This window comes from Collimonas sp. OK412 (assembly GCF_900112135.1).
Classification (GTDB): Bacteria; Pseudomonadota; Gammaproteobacteria; order Burkholderiales; family Burkholderiaceae_D; genus Collimonas; species Collimonas rhizosphaerae.
In genome coordinates this window covers 244,484-263,017 of record NZ_FOLC01000002.1, presented here as the reverse complement: position 1 = coordinate 263,017, position 18,534 = coordinate 244,484, and the positions used below count along the sequence as shown (strand labels likewise).

20 protein-coding genes are annotated in these 18,534 nt (G+C 60.7%); 14 read left to right on the top strand and 6 right to left on the bottom strand.

Annotated features, from left to right (window positions below; all coding sequences use genetic code 11):
* Positions 1-42 precede the first annotated feature (42 nt).
* Positions 43-2,094: an NAD(+) synthase gene (locus BM062_RS03775; RefSeq protein WP_371326540.1), complete on the bottom strand. Its 2,052-nt coding sequence runs from the start codon at positions 2,092-2,094 to the stop codon at positions 43-45.
* A gap of 134 nt (positions 2,095-2,228) precedes the next feature.
* Between BM062_RS03775 and BM062_RS03770 the strand changes: the two genes are divergently transcribed.
* A complete protein-coding gene (locus BM062_RS03770) occupies positions 2,229-3,413 on the top strand; it encodes a GNAT family N-acetyltransferase (protein ID WP_254784891.1) in 1,185 nt (394 codons plus the stop codon).
* A gap of 20 nt (positions 3,414-3,433) precedes the next feature.
* Entirely contained in the window at positions 3,434-4,315 is an 882-nt protein-coding gene (locus tag BM062_RS03765; RefSeq protein ID WP_092393343.1) for an EamA family transporter, read from the top strand.
* Positions 4,316-4,321: 6 nt separating this feature from the next.
* On the opposite strand, the gene BM062_RS03760 is transcribed toward BM062_RS03765, so the two are convergent.
* Positions 4,322-5,227 (bottom strand): LysR family transcriptional regulator, encoded by a 906-nt coding sequence (locus tag BM062_RS03760; RefSeq protein ID WP_092393340.1) that lies wholly within the window; start codon positions 5,225-5,227, stop codon positions 4,322-4,324.
* A 97-nt stretch (positions 5,228-5,324) separates the two neighbouring features.
* Here BM062_RS03760 and BM062_RS03755 point away from each other — a divergent pair, with 97 nt between their 5' ends.
* The 3 genes from BM062_RS03755 (at position 5,325) to BM062_RS03745 (ending at position 8,164) form a co-directional block, all read left to right on the top strand.
* Positions 5,325-6,209 carry an EamA family transporter gene (locus BM062_RS03755; protein WP_175500870.1) on the top strand — a complete coding sequence of 295 codons (885 nt, stop codon included), beginning with the start codon at positions 5,325-5,327 and terminating at the stop codon, positions 6,207-6,209.
* Positions 6,210-6,401: 192 nt separating this feature from the next.
* Entirely contained in the window at positions 6,402-7,109 is a 708-nt protein-coding gene (locus BM062_RS03750) for a DUF6088 family protein (RefSeq protein ID WP_092393334.1), read from the top strand.
* On the top strand, positions 7,106-8,164 hold the full coding sequence (locus BM062_RS03745; RefSeq protein WP_092393332.1) for a nucleotidyl transferase AbiEii/AbiGii toxin family protein: 1,059 nt from the start codon (positions 7,106-7,108) through the stop codon (positions 8,162-8,164). The genes BM062_RS03750 and BM062_RS03745 overlap by 4 nt, the downstream gene beginning before the upstream one ends.
* Positions 8,165-8,257: 93 nt before the next feature.
* Here the strand turns inward: BM062_RS03745 and ppa are convergent, their stop codons facing one another.
* On the bottom strand, positions 8,258-8,797 hold the full coding sequence (gene ppa, locus BM062_RS03740) for an inorganic diphosphatase (protein ID WP_014006739.1): 540 nt from the start codon (positions 8,795-8,797) through the stop codon (positions 8,258-8,260).
* A gap of 207 nt (positions 8,798-9,004) precedes the next feature.
* On the opposite strand from ppa, the gene BM062_RS03735 reads away from it, so the two are divergent.
* From BM062_RS03735 to BM062_RS03710, 6 genes are read left to right on the top strand one after another with little or no spacing between them, the layout of a single operon-like run.
* Entirely contained in the window at positions 9,005-9,652 is a 648-nt protein-coding gene (locus BM062_RS03735) for a GbsR/MarR family transcriptional regulator (RefSeq protein WP_092393327.1), read from the top strand.
* A gap of 4 nt (positions 9,653-9,656) precedes the next feature.
* On the top strand, positions 9,657-9,899 hold the full coding sequence (cydP, locus tag BM062_RS03730) for a cytochrome oxidase putative small subunit CydP (protein WP_092393324.1): 243 nt from the start codon (positions 9,657-9,659) through the stop codon (positions 9,897-9,899).
* Positions 9,896-11,488, top strand: a complete 1,593-nt coding sequence (locus BM062_RS03725; protein WP_092393321.1) for a cytochrome ubiquinol oxidase subunit I — start codon at positions 9,896-9,898, stop codon at positions 11,486-11,488. Before cydP ends, BM062_RS03725 begins: the two co-directional genes overlap by 4 nt.
* Before the next feature lie 10 nt (positions 11,489-11,498).
* A complete protein-coding gene (cydB, locus tag BM062_RS03720; RefSeq protein WP_092393318.1) occupies positions 11,499-12,641 on the top strand; it encodes a cytochrome d ubiquinol oxidase subunit II in 1,143 nt (380 codons plus the stop codon).
* A 19-nt stretch (positions 12,642-12,660) separates the two neighbouring features.
* Positions 12,661-12,831 (top strand): cytochrome bd-I oxidase subunit CydX, encoded by a 171-nt coding sequence (cydX, locus tag BM062_RS03715; protein WP_092393316.1) that lies wholly within the window; start codon positions 12,661-12,663, stop codon positions 12,829-12,831.
* The gene (locus BM062_RS03710) at positions 12,828-13,331 is read left to right on the top strand and encodes a DUF2867 domain-containing protein (RefSeq protein WP_092393313.1); all 504 of its coding nucleotides are present in this window, start codon (positions 12,828-12,830) and stop codon (positions 13,329-13,331) included. The genes cydX and BM062_RS03710 overlap by 4 nt, the downstream gene beginning before the upstream one ends.
* On the opposite strand, the gene BM062_RS03705 is transcribed toward BM062_RS03710, so the two are convergent.
* Positions 13,328-13,579: a hypothetical protein gene (locus BM062_RS03705; protein WP_092393310.1), complete on the bottom strand. Its 252-nt coding sequence runs from the start codon at positions 13,577-13,579 to the stop codon at positions 13,328-13,330. The genes BM062_RS03710 and BM062_RS03705 overlap by 4 nt on opposite strands.
* A gap of 95 nt (positions 13,580-13,674) precedes the next feature.
* Between BM062_RS03705 and earP the strand changes: the two genes are divergently transcribed.
* Together earP and BM062_RS03695 are read left to right on the top strand one after the other, a co-directional pair.
* Positions 13,675-14,829 (top strand): elongation factor P maturation arginine rhamnosyltransferase EarP, encoded by a 1,155-nt coding sequence (gene earP, locus BM062_RS03700; RefSeq protein ID WP_092393307.1) that lies wholly within the window; start codon positions 13,675-13,677, stop codon positions 14,827-14,829.
* A gap of 138 nt (positions 14,830-14,967) precedes the next feature.
* Complete coding sequence (locus BM062_RS03695; protein WP_092393304.1) at positions 14,968-15,537, top strand: elongation factor P; 570 nt, start codon at positions 14,968-14,970, stop codon at positions 15,535-15,537.
* Positions 15,538-15,597: 60 nt separating this feature from the next.
* Here BM062_RS03695 and BM062_RS03690 read toward each other — a convergent pair whose 3' ends face one another.
* A complete protein-coding gene (locus BM062_RS03690) occupies positions 15,598-16,083 on the bottom strand; it encodes a MarR family winged helix-turn-helix transcriptional regulator (RefSeq protein WP_175500878.1) in 486 nt (161 codons plus the stop codon).
* 124 nt (positions 16,084-16,207) lie between these two features.
* Here BM062_RS03690 and BM062_RS03685 point away from each other — a divergent pair, with 124 nt between their 5' ends.
* On the top strand, positions 16,208-17,110 hold the full coding sequence (locus tag BM062_RS03685; protein ID WP_092393298.1) for an EamA family transporter: 903 nt from the start codon (positions 16,208-16,210) through the stop codon (positions 17,108-17,110).
* On the opposite strand, the gene BM062_RS03680 is transcribed toward BM062_RS03685, so the two are convergent.
* Entirely contained in the window at positions 17,104-18,357 is a 1,254-nt protein-coding gene (locus BM062_RS03680; RefSeq protein ID WP_175500869.1) for an MFS transporter, read from the bottom strand. The genes BM062_RS03685 and BM062_RS03680 overlap by 7 nt on opposite strands.
* Positions 18,358-18,534: the final 177 nt, after the last annotated feature.

Below are 18,534 nucleotides of genomic sequence, written 5' to 3'. Positions count from 1 at the left end.
CTTTGCACCGGGAATCCCGCATTGCCTGCGGCGCGCCGGCTGTCAGCCGGGAATATTGTCCAGGTCGTCCAGCCAGACAGTCGCCTCCGAATCGCTCGGCGCGCGCCAGTCGCCGCGCGGCGACAGGGAGCCGCCGCTGCCGACCTTGGGTGCGTTGGGCACGCAGGAACGCTTGAACTGGCTGGTGCGGAAAAAGCGGTCGAGGAAAATCGCCAGGTTGCGCTTGATCGCCGCCAGGTCGTACTGGTTGCGGACCACTTTGGCGTCGTTGGGCCAGTTGCCCGCGCTCTTGTCTTGCCAGGCAGAGAGCGCCAGGAAGGCGACTTTCGACGGCGCAAACCCGTAGCGCAGGATGTAGTAGAGGTTAAAGTCCTGCAACTCATACGGCCCGATGACGTTTTCCGTGATCTGCTCGGGCTTGCCGCTGGCCTTGCCAGGCACCAGTTCGGGGCTGATCTCGGTGTCCAGCACATTAAGCAACACGTCCGAACCCTGGCCGCCGATGGCGCCGGTCTCGGCCACCCAGCGCACCAGGTGGCTGATCAGGGTCTTCGGCACGCTGGCGTTGACGTTGTAGTGCGACATGTGGTCGCCCACGCCGTAGGTGCACCAGCCCAGCGCCAGCTCGCTCAGGTCGCCGGTGCCGATGACGATCGCGTTGTTGAAGTTGGCCAGGCGGAACAGATGGTTGGTGCGTTCGCCGGCCTGGACGTTCTCGAAGGTGATGTCGAACTGCTCCTGGCCGTCGGCATAAGGATGGCCCAGGTCTTTCAGCATCTGCAGGCAGCTCGGGCGGATATCGATTTCAGCGGCGCTGGCGCCGACCACTTGCATCAGCTGCCTGGCCTGCAGCAGGGTGCGCTCGCTGGTGGCGAAACCCGGCATGGTATAGGCCAGGATATTCGCGCGCGGCAGGTTCAGGCGGTCCATTGCCTTGGCGCAGACCAGCAAGGCGTGGGTCGAATCGAGCCCGCCCGAGACGCCGATCACCACCTTGGATATCTTGCTGGCGGACAGGCGCTGCACCAGCGCCTGCACCTGGATGTTGTAGACCTCGGTGCAACGTTCGTCGCGCCGCTTGGGATCGGCTGGAACGTAAGGGAAACGCTCGACGGTGCGCGCCAGCGGCAAAGCCTTGTCGAGCGGCAGGGCCAGCGCGAAGCGGATCACCTCGAACCTGGCGACTTCGCCCGCATGGCGCCGCACCGACTGGCCGAAAGTAGTCTGGCGCATCCGCTCGCGCGACAAGCGTTCGAGGTCGACATCGGCAAAGATGGTGTGCGAGTCGTCCAGGAAACGCTCGGACTCCGCCAGCAGCTCGCCGTTTTCGTAGATCAGGCCCTGGCCGTCCCAGGCCAGGTCGGTCGACGATTCGCCCTTGCCCGCCGAGGTATACAGGTAGGCCGACAGGCAGCGCGCGGATTGCTGCGCGACCAGCTGGTGGCGGTAGCCCGCCTTGCCGACCACCACGTTGGAGGCGGACAGGTTGACCAGCACGCTGGCGCCGGCCAGCGCCGCGAACGACGATGGCGGAATCGGCACCCACACGTCTTCGCAAATCTCGACATGGAATTTCAGCAGCGGCAGGTTGCTGACTTCAAACAGCAATCCTGTGCCGAACGGAACGCTGGCGCCGAACAGTTCGACTTCGCTGGTTGCAGCATTTTCAGCCGGGCTGAACTGGCGCAATTCGTAGAATTCACCGTAGTTCGGCAGGTAGCTTTTCGGGACGATGCCCTGGATGCGGCCGCCTGCAATCACCACCGCGCAGTTGAACAGCTGGTGGCCGACGCGTAAAGGCAGGCCGACGATCAGCGCCAGCGAGAGCGTGGCTGAAGCTTCAACCACCGTGGCCAATGCCGCTTCGCAGGCATCCAGCAGAGCGCGCTGGTGGAACAGGTCGTCGCAGGTATAGGCAGACAAACCCAGCTCCGGAAACGCTACCAGCACGGCGCCTTGCTGTTCTGCCTGCCTGGCCAGCGCGATGGTCTCGGCGGCGTTGAAGGCGGGGTCGGCTATCCGGCATTTCGGGATGGCGACGGCGACGCGCGCGAAATCATGGGAGTAAAGGTTCAGAAATTTGTTGGTTGTCATCATTCTTCCTGCGCTCTGCTTGATTGGCCAATTATCGCATGCTAATGCCTTGCCCTTGGGCGCGTGCGGCAGAACGCCGGCGGCGGTGCTAAACTCATCGCTTTCGCCACCCACATTCACAGCTCGCCACGTCCTTGATTAACAAGACAACAACCAAGACCTCCACGCGCATTGTTTCATCCCTGAGCGAAGTCGGCCAGGCGGCATGGGACGGACTGCTGGCCTTGCAAGCCGACGCCAATCCCTTCCTGTCGTTCGCCTTCCTGCATGCCTTGCATGAAAGCGGCAGCGCCTCGGAAAAATCCGGCTGGCAGCCGCAATACCTGACCCTGTGGGAAGAAAGCAGTAACCCAGGCAGCAACCCGCCGCAGCTGATCGCGGCCCTGCCCCTGTACGTCAAATTCCACTCCTACGGCGAATACGTGTTCGACTGGGCCTGGGCCGACGCCTACCAGCGCAACGGCCTGGAGTATTACCCGAAACTGCTGGCGGCGATCCCGTTCACGCCGGTCACCGGCGGCCGCCTGCTGGCGCGCGACGAACCGGCGCGGGCGGCGCTGGTCGAGGTGCTGCGGTCGTTGCGCAAGGATACGCAGACCTCGTCCACGCATATCCTGTACCCGCCCGCCGAACAGGCCGCGGCCCTGCAACAGGCCGGCTTCATGCTGCGCAGCGGCGTCCAGTTCCACTGGCTGAACCCAGGTTACCGCAATTTCACGGCGTTTCTCGATACGCTGGAACGCAAGAAGCGCAAGAATATCCTGGCCGAACGGCGCAAGGTAGCCGACGCCGGCGTGCGCCTGCGCCGGGTGCGCGGCACGGACGCGACCGAAGCGGACTGGATCTTCTTCAACCGCTGTTATGCGCAGACCTATGCCGAGCATCGCTCCACGCCTTACCTGAACCTGGATTTTTTCCTCAGGATAGCTGCCGGCATGCCGCAGAATATCCTGCTGATCGTGGCCGAACGCGACGGCCGGCCGATTGCCTCGTCGCTGCTGATCCATACCGGCCAGACCCTGTACGGCCGGTATTGGGGCGCGCTTGAGTTCGTGCCGTGCCTGCATTTTGAAACCGCCTATTACCAGCCGCTGGAATTCTGCATCGAGCAAAAGATTGCCTGCTTTGAAGGCGGCGCCCAGGGCGAACACAAGATGGCGCGCGGTTTCCTGCCGCAAAAGACCTGGTCGGCGCACTGGCTGGCCCACCCCGCTTTCGCCGATGCGGTGGCGAATTTCCTGGAACGCGAAGCCGACGGCATCGACAGCTATATGGATGAGCTGAACGACCGCAATCCGTTCCGCGCGGCTTCACTCTAACTTCCTCACGCCACACTGCCATGCAACCCACCGACATCCTGCTAGCCTTGCTGACCGTCACGATCTGGGGCATGAATTTCGTCGTGATCAAGATCGGCCTGGCAGGCTTGCCGCCGCTGCTGTTTTCGGCGCTGCGCTTCGTGTTTGCCGCGCTGCCGCTGGTGTTCTTCATCAAGCGGCCGGCGATTCCCTGGCGCTACCTGGCCGGTTTCGGCCTGTTCCAGTTCGCCCTGCAGTTTTCCTTGCTGTTCTCAGGCATGCAGCTGGGCATAGGCGCCGGCCTGGCGTCGCTGGTGATCCAGCTGCAGGCGTTTTTCACGATCGGCCTGGCGGTGCTGCTGCTGGGCGAACGGCCGCTGCTGACGCAGTTGCTGGGCGCGCTGGTGGCGCTGGCCGGCATCGTGCTGGTGGCGACGCACCTGGAAGCGCAGGCCACCGTGATCGGCTTCCTGCTGGTGATCGGCGCCGGCCTGAGCTGGGCCAGCGCCAATATCGTCACCAAGAAAATCGGCAAGATCAATCCGCTGGCGCTGATGGCCTGGGGTTCGCTGATGGCGGCGCCGCCCTTGCTGCTGGCCTCGGCCTTGCTCGAAGGCCCGGCTGCCTGGCACAACGCCTATGCTCATTTCGGCTGGACTTCGGTGGCGGCGGTGTTTTACCAGTCCTATCCGAACACCATCGTCGGCTACGGCATCTGGACTATCCTGATGCGCAAATACCCGGCCGCCACGGTGGCGCCGTTCTCGCTGCTGGTGCCGCTGGTGGGCATGCTGAGCGCCGCCGCCGTGCTGGACGAATCGCTGCAGTGGTGGAAAATCGTCGCCGCCCTGCTGGTGCTGGCCGGCCTGGCCTTGAACCAGTTCGGCGGGCGCCTGCTGCTGGCGCTGAAGGCCAGGGCGTGAAGCGTTTCAGGCCGGACGCTGCAAACCCTGCTCGACCGCTTCCAGGAACAGCCTGACCTTGGACGACAGGTAGCGGTTCGGCAGGTAGATGCCGTACAGCCGGCGGCGCGGCAGCGGCGCATATTGCGGCAGCAGCTTGACCAGCTTCTTTTGCGCCAGGTCGGCGCCTATCATGTAGTCCGGCAGCAAGCCTATGCCCATTCCGCGCAGCACACACTCGCGCAGCCACACGCTGTTATTGCAGTTGATGCGCGGATCGATGCCGATTTCATGGCGCTGCCCCGGCTTGCCGCCAAGCTCCTCGAACTGCCACACGTCCTTGGCTGACATCACGTTGTCGGCCAGGCAGTCGTAGGCCGGCAGTTCGGCCAGCGCCTGCGGCTGGCGGCGCGTGGCGAAATATCCGGGGCTGCCGACCACGCTCCAGTCGATCTGGTGCAGCAGGCGCGCATGCGCATTCTCCGGCGGCGTGGTGGCGATGCGCAAGGCGACGTCGATGCCGCGCTCGGCCAGGTCGAAGAACAGGTCGGACAGCGTCAGCTCTAGTTCGATCTCCGGGTGCTGCCGCATGAAATCACAGATGATGTCTGGCAGGCAGGCATTGGCGAAATTGGCCGGCGCCGTCACCCGCAAGATCCCCTGCGGCGAATCCTGGCGGCGCAACACCTCCTGCTCCGCTTCCGCCACATCCGACAGGATGGTCTTGCAGCGCCGGTAAAACAGTTCGCCGGCTTCGGTCAGGCTGAGGCTGCGCGTGGTCCGCTGCAGCAGGCGCACCCGCAGCTCGCGCTCCAGCGCGCTGACCTGTTTGCTGATGTGCGAATTGGACACTTCCAGCCGTGCCGCCGCAATCGAAAAGCTGCCGTGGTCCGCCACGGCGGCGAACGCCACCATTCTTTGCAAATCGATCATATTTTTTATGTGGAAACAATGATTTTATAAAAGCCGCTTTAATCATCATACAGAAACAATAGACTTGCTTCATCCTTCCCTTACGGAGCAATTCGACATGCAACCTACCGATATCCTGCTTGCTGTACTGACCGTCTCCATCTGGGGCTTCAATTTCGTCGCGATCAAGATCGGCCTGCAAGGTTTGCCGCCTATCCTGTTTTGCGCATTGCGCTTTATCTTTGCCGCGCTGCCCCTGGTGTTTTTCATCAAGCGGCCGGCGATTCCCTGGCGCCTGCTGATCGCCTACGGCGGCTTGCAGTTTGCCGGCCAGTTTTCCTTGCTGTTCTATGGGATGAAGCTGGGATTTGCGCCGGGCCTGGCGTCGCTGGTGATGCAGCTGCAGGTTTTCTTCACGGTCGGACTGGCGGTTCTCATCCTCGGAGAGCGGCCGCGCGCAGCGCAGGTTTCAGGCGCCCTGATCGCCTTTGCCGGCATGGGCCTGGTCGCCGCGCACCTGGACGGCGCCGCTACCGTCATCGGCTTCCTGCTGGTGGTGGGCGCCGGCCTCAGCTGGGCCGCCGCCAATATCGTCACCAAGCAGATCGGCAAGGTCAATCCGCTGGCGCTGGTGGCGTGGGGTTCTCTGCTGGCGGCGCCCGGCCTGCTGCTGGCCTCGCTGGCGATCGAAGGGCCGGCAGCCTGGCAGGATGCCGCCGCGCGCTTCAGCTGGATCTCGGCCGGCGCCGTGCTGTTCCAGTCTTATCCGACCACCATTCTCGGTTTCGCCATCTGGTCGACCCTGATGCGCAAATACCCGGCGGCCACGGTCGCTCCGTTTTCGCTGCTGGTGCCGGTGGCCGGCATGCTGAGCGCAAGCCTGGTGCTGGGCGAAGCGCTGCAACCATGGAAAATCATGGCCGGGCTGCTGGTGCTGTGCGGTTTGCTGCTGAACCAGTTTGGCGGGCGCCTGATGCTGCTGGTGAAAGCGGCTAGGCAATAAGGACAATGCTCCTTCAGGTTGCAACAATCCGCGCACCATAAAATCCCCGCCTGAGGAGCCAAGACCATGACAGCGCATAGACGGCCACAAATGTGAGGCGACTCTCAAATAGTCCGAAATAAAACTACATTTTTCGGACAAATTCTTGAAAAATGTCCGAAAAAGATATATAAATATCGGACAGGAGAAATAATGTCTGCTCTTAAACCCCACATTTCGGCACTGATCGAAGCAGCTGGCCCTGGGCAAGTCTGGGTACCAACCGATTTTGCACAACTGGGCAGCCGTGATGCCATCGACAAGACCCTGCAGCGCATGGTGCGGGCAGGAGAGTTGCGTCGCATCGACAGAGGCCTATATGACCAGCCCAAGCTGAACAGCCTGACCCAGCGCCTTACGTCTCCGGACTACCGTGCGGTGGTGGAAGCTATTGCCCGCAGGGATCAATTGCGCCTGCTGGTCGACGGCATGACCGCCGCCAATGACCTTGGCCTGACCGATGCGGTACCGGCTCGCGTCACCATCCATACCGACACCCGCCGTCGCACAGTGCAACTAGACAAGCTAGTCGTTGAGTTCAAGCAGACGGCGCCCAGCCGCCTTTACTGGGCGGGACGTCCGGCCATGCGCATCGTACAGGCGTTGTACTGGTTGAAAGACACATTGACTGCGGAGCGCTCTCTTGTCCTGAACAAATTGTCCAAGGTTCTGGACGATCCTGTACACGGCGCTGCGATCCGCCGCGATCTGCACGAGGGCTTCAACTTGTTGCCGGCGTGGATGCAAAGCCTGGTCCGCGAACTCCCCGGGTGCGCCCCGCAGGCGACACGTCAATCTCCCGGCGCTGAAAAGCCGCCATCAGTGCGTCGCCGCACTGTCAAACAGGTGGACGCGCATTGAATCCGGCATTCCATACCGTCATCACCGCCAGTGATGACGAGCGCCGAGATTTGTTTCTCGGCGCTGCAGCCCGTCTTGGCACAGCGGTCCAGAATGTCGAAAAGGATTTCTGGGTCTGCTGGACGCTAGACGCACTGTTCAATGGCCTGGAGAGCGGCGGACCCCGGCTGCTGTTCAAGGGCGGCACCTCGCTTTCCAAGGCTTTCGGCCTCATCTCGCGCTTTTCCGAAGACATTGATATCACCGTGTTCCGTGATGATTTGGGACAAGGTGCAGAGGCTGCCGATCTGGATGCGCTGAGCGGGAGGAAGCGCCGTGCACGTCTCGCAACCATCCGCGATGCATGTCAGGGCTATATCGCCGGGCCGTTGACCGCGCAATTCATCCAGCTCGCATCATCCGTCATTCCCGCAAACCGTTTTCGGCTGGAACCCGACCCCGACGACAAAGATGGTCAAAGTCTGCTGTTCTGGTATCCCGCGGTCACGGTTACTGCCGGCGATTACATCCGTTCAGCCGTGAAGATTGAGGCCGGCGCCAAATCTGCCCTCGATCCGCATGCCGCAGCCACCGTCACGCCGTATGTCACGCAGGATCTTCCCGACCTGGACCTGACCGTAACGAACGTTACCACCGTGAATCCCGAACGTACTTTTTGGGACAAGGTCATGATCTTGCACGGCCTCCGCCAGTGGCACGACCGTCGAGGCGAGTTACGACACGGCGGGCAACGCGTTTCTCGTCACTACTATGACGTGCATCAACTGATGCAGGCGCCGCTGGCGGCCGCATGGCAATCCGATCACGCGCTGGCGATCGATTGCGCCCGCCATGCACGGCTGTTCTTCGGCAGTGCCGATTTGGGACTCGATATTGCCGCACCAGGCACGTTCACGCTGGCGCCGAGCCACATGATGCGAGACGCAATTGAAAGAGATTACGAAGCAATGACTGGCATGATCTTCGGCCACATCCCACAACTTGATGCGGTACTGGACAGCGCAGAGCGCTTCGAGCAGATCGTCAACGGCGCTGGCCCACTCAACCCGCTGTAGCGTAGCTCGTACAGATCAGCCAAATTTGGAACTGATATTCCATGAAATAAAAAAACGCACCGGAGTGCGTTTTTTTATTAAACCCGGGACAAATTACGCCGCGACGGATTTCTTGTAAGACTCAACGCCAGACAAAATTTCCTTGCGCGCCTCATCCGGACCGAACCAGCCGTCGATCTTGACCCATTTGCCCTTTTCCAGGTCTTTGTAGTGCTCGAAGAAATGCTGGATCTGTTTCAGGCGCAGTTCATTCATGTCTTCCGGCTTTTGCCAGTGCGTGTAGATGCTCAGCACCTTGTCTACCGGCACCGCCAGCAGCTTGGCGTCCTGGCCGGCTTCGTCCGACATCTTCAAGACGCCGATCGGGCGGCAGCGCACTACCACGCCTGGGAACAGCGGGAACGGAGTGATCACCAGCACGTCGACCGGATCGCCGTCGTCCGACAAGGTTTGCGGGATATAGCCGTAGTTGCAAGGGTAATGCATGGCAGTACCCATGAAACGGTCGACAAAAATCGCGCCGGATTCCTTGTCGACTTCGTATTTGATCGGATCGGCATTCATCGGGATCTCGATGATGACGTTGAAATCGTTTGGCAAATCGCGCCCGGCCGATACTTGATTCAGACTCATGGTGTGCTCTCGTCAATAATTAAAAATTCGCTACAAAACCTTCTCAGCCTGAAATTATAACGGCTCAATGCCCTATCGTGCGATGCAACATCGACTTAGTTGCGGTAAAGACAGCGATTCGCCCGGATGGATAACCATAAGGCAACGACCTTGCATATCTTCCTGTTTTGACTTATATTTCAGTAATTACTGAAAACTCAAAACATCATGACGCCTCCCAACGCCACTCCGCCCGCAAGCAGCCCGCTTACTCCCCTCACGCCGCTGACCCAGCGTTTCATCTCGCATTTCGGCGAAATGGGCAGCCGCTGGGGCATCAACCGCACCGTCGGCCAGATCTACGCCTTGCTGTATGTGCTAGGCCAGCCGCTGAACGCCGACCAGATTGCCGACTACCTGACCTTCTCGCGCTCGAACGTCAGCATGGGCCTGAAAGAACTGCAGTCCTGGCGCCTGGTCAAGCTGCTGCACCAGCCGGGAGACCGCCGCGAATATTTCGAGCCGCCCAAGGATATCTGGGACATTTTCAAGACCCTGCTGGAAGAACGCCGCCGGCGCGAGATCGAACCGACCCTGTCGATGCTGCGTGACGCCTTGCTGGAAAATCCCGCCAACGACACCGACAAACTGGCGCAACAGCGGATGCGCGAGATGTACAATCTGATCGAGCTGTCCAGTTCCTGGTTCGACGATGTGCAACGCCTGTCGCCGGAAACGCTGGCGTCGCTGATGAAGATGGGTTCCAAGGTCAAGAAACTGCTGGATGTGCGCGACAAGTTCCGCGTCGGCTCCGGCGGCAGCAAGAGCCACCACGATCACCCCGATGTGCAGCTGACGGTTCAGCTAAAGGAATAGACGCATGCAGTCTTTCTCCGCCAACAAACGATTCACGCGGCTGCCGCTGGCAGTCGAGATCACCCTGATCCTGGTCGTCAAGATCGCCCTGCTGACGCTGCTCTGGAAAGCTTTCTTCTCCGAGCCGCAAACCAAGAAAATGCGCATGCCGACCAACCTGGTCGAACAGCATTTCCTGAGCCAGCCGCCCGCTGCACCTGCATCTTCCACACCCTCCCACCCTTCCCCTTCGGAGACCCGCCAATGATTCCTATTGATGAAGTCGTCGCCCTGTCCCGCCTGCAATTTGCGGCGACCGCGATGTTCCATTTCCTGTTCGTGCCGCTCACCCTGGGACTGGCCTGGATCCTGGTCATCATGGAGTCGGTGTACGTGATGACCGGCAGCCCTATCTATAAAGACATGACACGCTTCTGGGGCAAGCTGTTCGGCATCAACTTCGCCATGGGGATCGCCACCGGCATCACGCTGGAATTCCAGTTCGGCACCAACTGGTCCTACTATTCGCATTATGTCGGCGACATTTTCGGCACGCCGCTGGCGATCGAGGGCATGATGGCATTCTTTCTCGAATCGACCTTCGTCGGCCTGTTCTTCTTCGGCTGGGACCGCCTGTCGCGGGTCCAGCATCTGCTGATCACTTTCCTGGTGGCGCTGGGTTCCAGCCTGTCGGCGCTGTGGATCCTGATCGCCAACGGCTGGATGAACAATCCGGTCGGCGCCGAATTCAACTATGAAACCATGCGCATGGAGCTGACCAGCATCGTCGACGTCATCTTCAATCCGGTGGCCCAGGTCAAGTTCGTGCACACCCTGTCGGCCGGCTACGTCGCCGCCTCCATGTTCGTGCTCGGCATCTCCGCCTTCTACCTGCTGAAAGGACGCGACACCGCGTTTGCCCTGCGTTCGTTCGCGATTGCCGCCGGCTTCGGCCTGGCGTCGACCCTGTCGGTGATCGTGCTGGGCGACGAATCCGGCTACACCGCCGGCGAAGTCAACAAGGTCAAGATGGCAGCCATGGAAGCCGAATGGCATACCGAACCGGCGCCGGCCGGCATCACCGTGTTCGGCTGGCCGAACGAGAAAGAGCAGCGCACCGATTTTGCCTTCAAGATTCCCTATGTGCTGGGCCTGATCGGCACCCGCTCGGTGGACAAGCAGATCAGCGGCATCCATGACCTGAAAAAAGAACACGAAGTACGCATCCGCAACGGCATGCTGGCGTATGCCGCCCTGACCCGCCTCAAGGGCGGCGACAAATCGCCGCAAGCGATTGCCGATTTCGACAAGCTGAAACACGATCTCGGCTACGGTTTGCTGCTGAAAAAATACACGCCGAAGGTGGTCGATGCTACGCCTGAGCAGATCGCCATGGCGGTCAACGACACGTTTCCCAAGATCGCGCCGATGTTCTGGTCGTTCCGCCTGATGGTCGGCCTCGGCATCCTGTTCCTGTTCATTTTCTCTTGCTCTTTCTACTTCCTGATCCGCAAGAAACTGGCCAGGCAGCGCTGGCTGCTGCGGCTGGCGATGTACAGCATTCCGCTGCCGTGGGTCGCAATCGAACTCGGCTGGCTGCTGGCCGAATACGGCCGCCAGCCATGGACCATCTCGGGCGTGCTGCCGACCCACCTGTCGGCCTCGACCCTGCAGCCTGGCAGCCTGTATTTCAGCCTGGCCGGTTTCCTCGGCTTCTACAGCTTCCTGTTCGTCATTGAAATGATACTGATGGTGAAGTACGCACGGCGCGGCCCAAGCAGCCTGCATACCGGCAAATACCATTGGGAATTGCTGGACAAGCCCAGCGCCAGCCACGACCACACCGCCAAGGCCTAAGGGGAACAGCATGATCTTTGACTATGAAACACTGAAAGTGATCTGGTGGGGTTTCGTCGGCGTATTGCTGATCGGCTTCGCGCTGACCGACGGCTTCGATTTCGGGGTCGGCATGCTGCTGCCTTTCATCGGCAAGACCGACGGCGAACGGCGCGTCATCATCAATTCCATCGGCAGCACCTGGGAAGGCAACCAGACCTGGTTCATCACCGCCGGCGGCGCCATCTTCGCGGCCTGGCCGCTGGTGTACGGCGCTGCGTTTTCCGGCTTTTACGTAGCGCTGATGCTGCTGCTGTTCTCGCTGTTCTTCCGCCCGGTCGGCTTCGATTACCGCAGCAAGGTGGCCGATACCCGCTGGCGCAACGCCTGGGACTGGGGCCTGTTCGCCGGCGGGTTCGTGCCGCCGCTGATTTTCGGCGTGGCGTTCGGCAACCTGTTCCTCGGCGTGCCTTTCCACTACGACGACACCATGCGGGTCGAATATACCGGCAACTTCTTCCAGCTGCTCAATCCGTTCGGACTGCTGGCCGGCCTGCTGAGCGTGTCCATGCTGCTGATGCACGGCGCCGCCTACCTGCAAGTCAAGACCGACGATGTGATCGCCCAGCGCGCCCGCGGCGTCGCCAGAATCGCCGGCCTGGCCACCGCCGCGCTGTTCATCGCCGGCGGCTTCTGGGTCGCCTACGGCATCCACGGCTATCGCATCAGCGCCATGCCGGACATGAACACCGCCTTCATGCCGACCGCAAAAACCGTGGTTACCGTCGCCGGCGCCTGGTTCGACAACTATGCGCGCTGGCCGGCAACCTGGGCATTGCCGATCGTGGCGGTCGCCGCGGCTTTGCTGTGCACGGCATTCAGCAGCGCCGGCAAGTCCATGGCGGCCTTCCTGTCCAGCGGAATCAGCGTCACCGCCGTGATCCTGACCGCAGGCGCTTCGCTGTTCCCGTTCATCATGCCGTCCTCGCTCGACCCCGGCAGCAGCCTCACCATCTGGGATGCCGTATCGAGCCACAAGACGCTGGGCATCATGTTCTGGGTGGTGGTGATCATGCTGCCTATCATCATGCTGTACACCACCTGGGTGTACCGGGTCATGCGCGGCAAGGTCACCCTCAAGCATATCGAAGACAACGAGCACACCGCTTACTGACCGGACAAGGGAGAAACTTATGTGGTATTTCGCATGGATATTGGGAGTCGGCCTGGCGCTGGCGTTCGGCATCATCAACGTCATGTGGCTGGAAGCGAACTACGCGTTCGGCAGCCGCGACGAAGAAACCACCCGCGAGCGGTTTGAAAGCGCGGCGGCCGAGTACGAAGCCAGGACGCGTAAGAAATGAACGGCACCGCGCTCCTCGTCATGCCGAGCCCGAGCTGCAGCGCACTGTTGCCCGGGCATGATTTTGTCGACGCTTACCAGGTCCAGGCTGGCATGCCGGGCCTGGACGCGCGCCAGGCAGCCGAGGCTGTCCTCAGGAATCCGCCTGCCTGGATAAAACAGTTGGTGTCGACACGCAACCGCGTGGTCAGGCTGTTCCAACTGAAAACAGTTGAGATAGGCGTGGATGATGCGGGCGCCCCACAGCCCACGATAGGCGGTTTTCCTGTCGTTGCGCAATCACCGCAAGAGGTAGTGTTAGGGTTCGACGACAAGCACCTGGATTTCAGGGTCAGCGTGACGGTCGCGCCTGCGGGTACCGCCGGCACGCTGGTGACCGTCAGCACCGTAGTCAAGACCAATAATCTCCCGGGACGAACTTATCTTGCGGCGATCATGCCTTTTCACCGGATCATAGTCCGTCATTTGCTGGAACACGCCCGCTTCGACCGAGCCGCCTAGCCGGCTTGCGTTTCGGCTTCCGTTGCCGCCGCAGCGACGTCACCATCTTCGCTGCGGCCTCCGTCGCCGCCGGCGCTAATCGCTATGGCCACCTGCTCCAGCTTGGTCACCGCTACATTCAGCGAATCGTTGACCTGCGCCTTGGTGTGCCCGGGCATGGTTTCCGCTATCTGCGCCACGGCTCCTGCCAAATCGATTACTGCCAGCGTCAGGTCGGCAATCAGGTCGCGCTCATTCGTCATCTTCATCGTCCAGTGTCATGCGGGGGACGGCATTATTACATTACACTGTCAAATGCAAAACCGCCGGGCAATAAAAAAACGCACACACTGGAACCTGGATCTTGGACCAACATCATCAAAAGACGACCTTGGCATTGTTTTGCAAGGTGGTCGACAACTACGGCGACATCGGCATCTGCTGGCGCCTGGCGCGGCAGCTGGAACAGGAACACGGCATCGGCGTGACCCTGTGGGTAGACGACCTGCAGAGTTTCCAGCGGATCTGCCCGCAAGTCGCCACCGACCGCGAGACGCAACAGGTGAACGCCGTGACGATCCGCCACTGGCGCGGCCAGGACGGCGTGTTCACAGCCGCGGACATAGCCGATATCGTGATCGAATTTTTTGCCTGCGACATTCCGCCCGCCTATATTGCGGCGATGGCGGAACGTGTGCCGCATCCGGCATGGCTGAACCTGGAAGGGCTCAGCGCGGAAGCATGGGTGGAAGGCTGCCACACATTGCCTTCGCCGCAATCGCGCTCCTTGGTCAAATATTTTTTCTTCCCCGGCTTCACCGGCAAAACCGGCGGCCTGCTGCTTGAATCCGGCCTGCTGCAGCAGCGCCAGGCATTCCAGGATGACCAGGCCGCCATGGCTACCTTTCTGCTGCAGCTTGGCGTCACGCCGGCCGAAATGGCGTCCCTCAAGGTTTCCCTGTTCTGCTATCCGCAAGCGCCGGTTGCGGCTTTGTTCAAGGCATGGCAAGGCGGCGGCAAGGCGATTACCTGCCTGGTGCCGGAAGGCGTTGCCGTCGACACCGTCGAGGCATTCCTGGGACAAGCGGCGCAAGCCGGCGCCAGCGTAACGCGCGATGCATTGACCGTGCGGGTGCTGCCCTTCCTTCCCCAACAGGACTACGACAAGCTGCTATGGGCCTGCGACCTCAATTTTGTACGGGGCGAGGATTCCTTTGTGCGCGCCCAGTGGGCCGGCAAGCCGTTTGTCTGGCATATCTATCCGCAAGACGAAGACTTGCATCACGTGAAATTGAACGCATTCCTGCAGTCCTATGCAGCCACAACCGAAAAGCTGGCCGAATTTTCCCTATGCTGGAACGAAGCTACGAAAGCAGCGGTGGACTGGTCGGCGCTATGGCCGGCATTTGCAGCCGACATGCCAAAAATTGCCATGATGGCCATGGATTGGCAGCAGCAAATGTTGGCAAATGGCGACTTGGCCGGCAATTTACTGAAGTTTGCCGAAACAGTTAGGTAAGGCGCGCAAAAAAATAGGTTAAAATATACGGCTAATTTTTGACGCAATTAAAAATTCAATCATACGTTGGCTTGCGGCGTTTTTTGCCAGTAGGCTACAGATGATTCTCAAGTAACCTACTTTTTACGTATATTCGCTATGAAACCTGCAAAAGAAATTCGTGTTGGCAACATCATCATGGTTGACAGTAAGCCTATGATCGTCTTGCGTTCTGACGTCAACGGTTCGAGCCGCACGGGCTTCACCTACAAGTGGAAACTGAAGAACCTGCTGACCAACGCTCCGATGGAAAACGTTTTCCGCGGCGACGACAAGTTCGACGTGGTTGTGCTCGACAAGAAACCTGTGACCTATTCGTACTTCGCCGATCCCCTGTTCGTGTTCATGGACACCGACTACGAACAGTATGAAATCGAAGAAGAAAACCTGGGCGATGCCCTGCACTACCTGAAAGACGGCATGGAATGCGAAGCCGTGTTTTACGACGGCAAGGCAATTTCTGTCGAACTGCCGACCACCATCACGCGCCAGGTCGTCTACTCGGAACCAGCGGTCAAGGGCAACACTTCGGGCAACGTCCTGAAAGAAGCCAAGATCGAAAACGCCATCGAAGCGAACCAGCACATCGTCATGGTGCCGCTGTTCGTCAGCTCCGACGACATGATTGAAATCGACACACGCACCAACGAGTTCAAGAAGCGCGGTTAATACCTTCCCGCCCATAAAAAAAACGCTGCCGATTTATCCGCAGCGTTTTTTTTCGCCTGGTCAGGATTCAAACTTGACCAGCAATTGGCGCAGCAATCCCGCCAGCTGCTCCCTGTCCGCTCCGCCCAGTTCAGCCAGCAAGCGATGCTCGTTGGCGACATGGGTCGCCACCGCCTTCTCGATCAATTCCAGTCCACTCGGGGTCAGGCTGATCAGGACACTGCGCCGGTCGTCCGGGTTATGCGCGCGCTCCACCAGGCCGGCGCGCTCCAGGTGGTCGATGCGGTTGGTCATGGTGCCGGAAGTGATCATCAGCGACTGCAGCAAGGCGTTGGGCGACAGCCGGTACGGCTGGCCGGCGCGGCGCAGGGTTGCCAACACGTCGAACGACCAGTTGGTCAGGCCGAACTGGTCCAGCCCCTCGTTCACTCCCCGTTCCAGGTAATGCGCCAGCCGGCCGATGCGGCCGACGACGCCCATCGGCGAGCTGTCCAGGTCGGGCCGTTCGCGCCGCCATTGCTCAAGAATCTTGTCGACTTTATCCATTGCCATTCAAACAGCCTGCTTCCCGTGAATTAGTAAGGTCAAAGCCGATATCTTGACATCAAGAGAAGTTGATGTAAAATATATTTATCTTGACATGAAGATAGTTCACATAAAGATTAATGCCATGAAGAAAACGAACTCCGCCCTGAATGACACGCTGCTCACCGCCATCGCCCCGGCGATCTGGGGCAGCACCTACCTGGTCACCACCCAGTTGCTGCCGGCTGGACACCCATTGATGCTGGCGATGCTGCGTGCGTTGCCGGTCGGACTGTTGCTGCTGGCGCTGCTGCGGAAACTGCCGAGCGGCATCTGGTGGCTGCGCGTGTTTGTACTCGGCGCCTTGAATTTCACCGTGTTCTGGTCGCTGCTGTTCGTATCGGCCTATCGCTTGCCGGGTGGCGTTGCCGCTACGGTCGGCGCGATCCAGCCCTTGATGGTGCTGCTGTTTTCCTGGCTGCTGTTCCGCCAGCTGCCGCGCCGCCTGGCCCTGGCTGCAGGCGCGGCAGGCATCGCCGGCGTGGCGCTGCTGGTGCTCACGCCGTCGGCCAGGCTGGACGCCATCGGTATCGCCGCCGGCTTGCTGGGTGCACTGTCCATGGCGATCGGCACTGCGCTCAGCAAACACTGGCGCGCGCCGGTAGCGCCGCTCACCTTCACCGCCTGGCAGCTGACTGCCGGCGGCCTGCTGTTGCTGCCCTTGGCGCTATGGCTGGAACCGCCGCTGCCTGCGCTCGACACGAAAAATATCGTCGGCTTCCTCTACCTGGGCCTGGTCGGCGCCGGCCTGACTTACTGGCTGTGGTTCCGCGGCCTGCAAAAAATCCAGCCGGCCGCGGCCGCTTCGCTCGGCTTGCTGAGTCCGGTGACAGCGACCGTGCTCGGCTGGCTGGTGCTCGACCAGCACCTGTCGCTGCTGCAGATACTGGGCGCAGCGATCATCCTTGCCAGCGTCTGGCTTGGCCAATGGTCGGCACAGCCGGCAGGACCAGCCGCTGCGCCTGCCAAGCGGGCCGCCGGTTATTGACTCAAGGTCTCGGCCAGGTTCTTGTTGTTGAAACCGAAGCTGGCGATCACCGCCAGGCTGGCCAGCGCCAGCGCGCCGCCCAGCCACAAGGTAGCCGGGATGCCGAGCGAATCGACCACCACGCCGCCGGTGGATGAGCCCACCGCAATCGCTACCTGCACGATGCTGACGAACAGCGCGGAACCGGCTTCCGGCAGATCAGGCGACGACAGCTGCAGCCAGATGCTGGCGCACAGAGGAATGGCGCCGAATGCCACGCCCCAGGCCAGCACCATGGTCACGACGCCGGCCTGGGATGCATGCAGCAGCGGCAACGCCAGCAATGCCACCATCAGGATCGCCACCATGGAAAACAAGGACAGCTGCAGGTTGCGGGAGACGGTGGTCGAGATCCCGAAGTTGGAAACAAACCCGACGAAACCGAAGCCCAGCAATACCGACGTAATTGCCGGCAGGCTGAATCCTGCGCTTTGCACCAGGAACGGCGTGACATAGGTGTAGGCAGAAAAGTGCGCGCCGAACACCAGCGCTACCATCAGCAGGCTCTTGCGGATGGTGGCGCGGCCCAGCAAGGCGCCCAGGTCGCTGAAGCGTATCGCCGCTTTTGACGGCAGCGAAGGCAGCAGCAGTGCTTGCGCAGCCAGCGCCACGGCAGCCAGCACACCGGTGGCGATGAATGATGCGCGCCACGAAGCCAGGGTGCTGATGAAGGTTCCAAGCGGCACCCCGATCACGGTGGCGAAAGTGACGCCGGTGAGTATCATCGCGGTTGCCTTGGCCGCATGCTCTTCTTTTACCAGCCGCGCCGAAGTCGCCAGCGCCAGCGTCCAGAATCCGCCCAGCGCCGCGCCCAGCAGGGCCCGGCCCAGCAGCATCGTGCCAAAGCCGGGCGCCATCGCCGAGATCAGGTTGGACGCCAGCAGCAGCACCGACAGCATCAGCAAGATCAGGCGACGGTTGATGCGCCCTGCTCCCAGCATCAGCGCCGGCGCCGAGATTGCTGCAATGACGCCTGGCGTGGTCACCATCAAGCCGGCGGTGCCGGGCGAGACGCCGAGGTCGCGCGCGATTTGCGGCAACAGCCCGACGGGCAGGAATTCGGTCGTGACAAAAGCAAACGCGCCTATCGCTACCGCCACCACCGACAGCCACGAACGCAAAGGCGATGCCGCGCTGCTGGTGGCATGCACCGGCAGATCGAGGAGGCTGTCGTTCTGGGCGCTGATCGCCGCCATATTTTTTTCCATGTGAAACTCCTGTTCGTTACGTCCGATAGAACTGACTGAAATCAATAAAAATGCAGCCGGTGCAGGCCACCCGCACCGGCTGCCCTGCATCAGGTTTGCTGCGGATTCATCTCGCCACAGCTAAACTGTATTATTTTTTAATACAGTTTAAAATATAAAAATAGGATCAAATTTCGA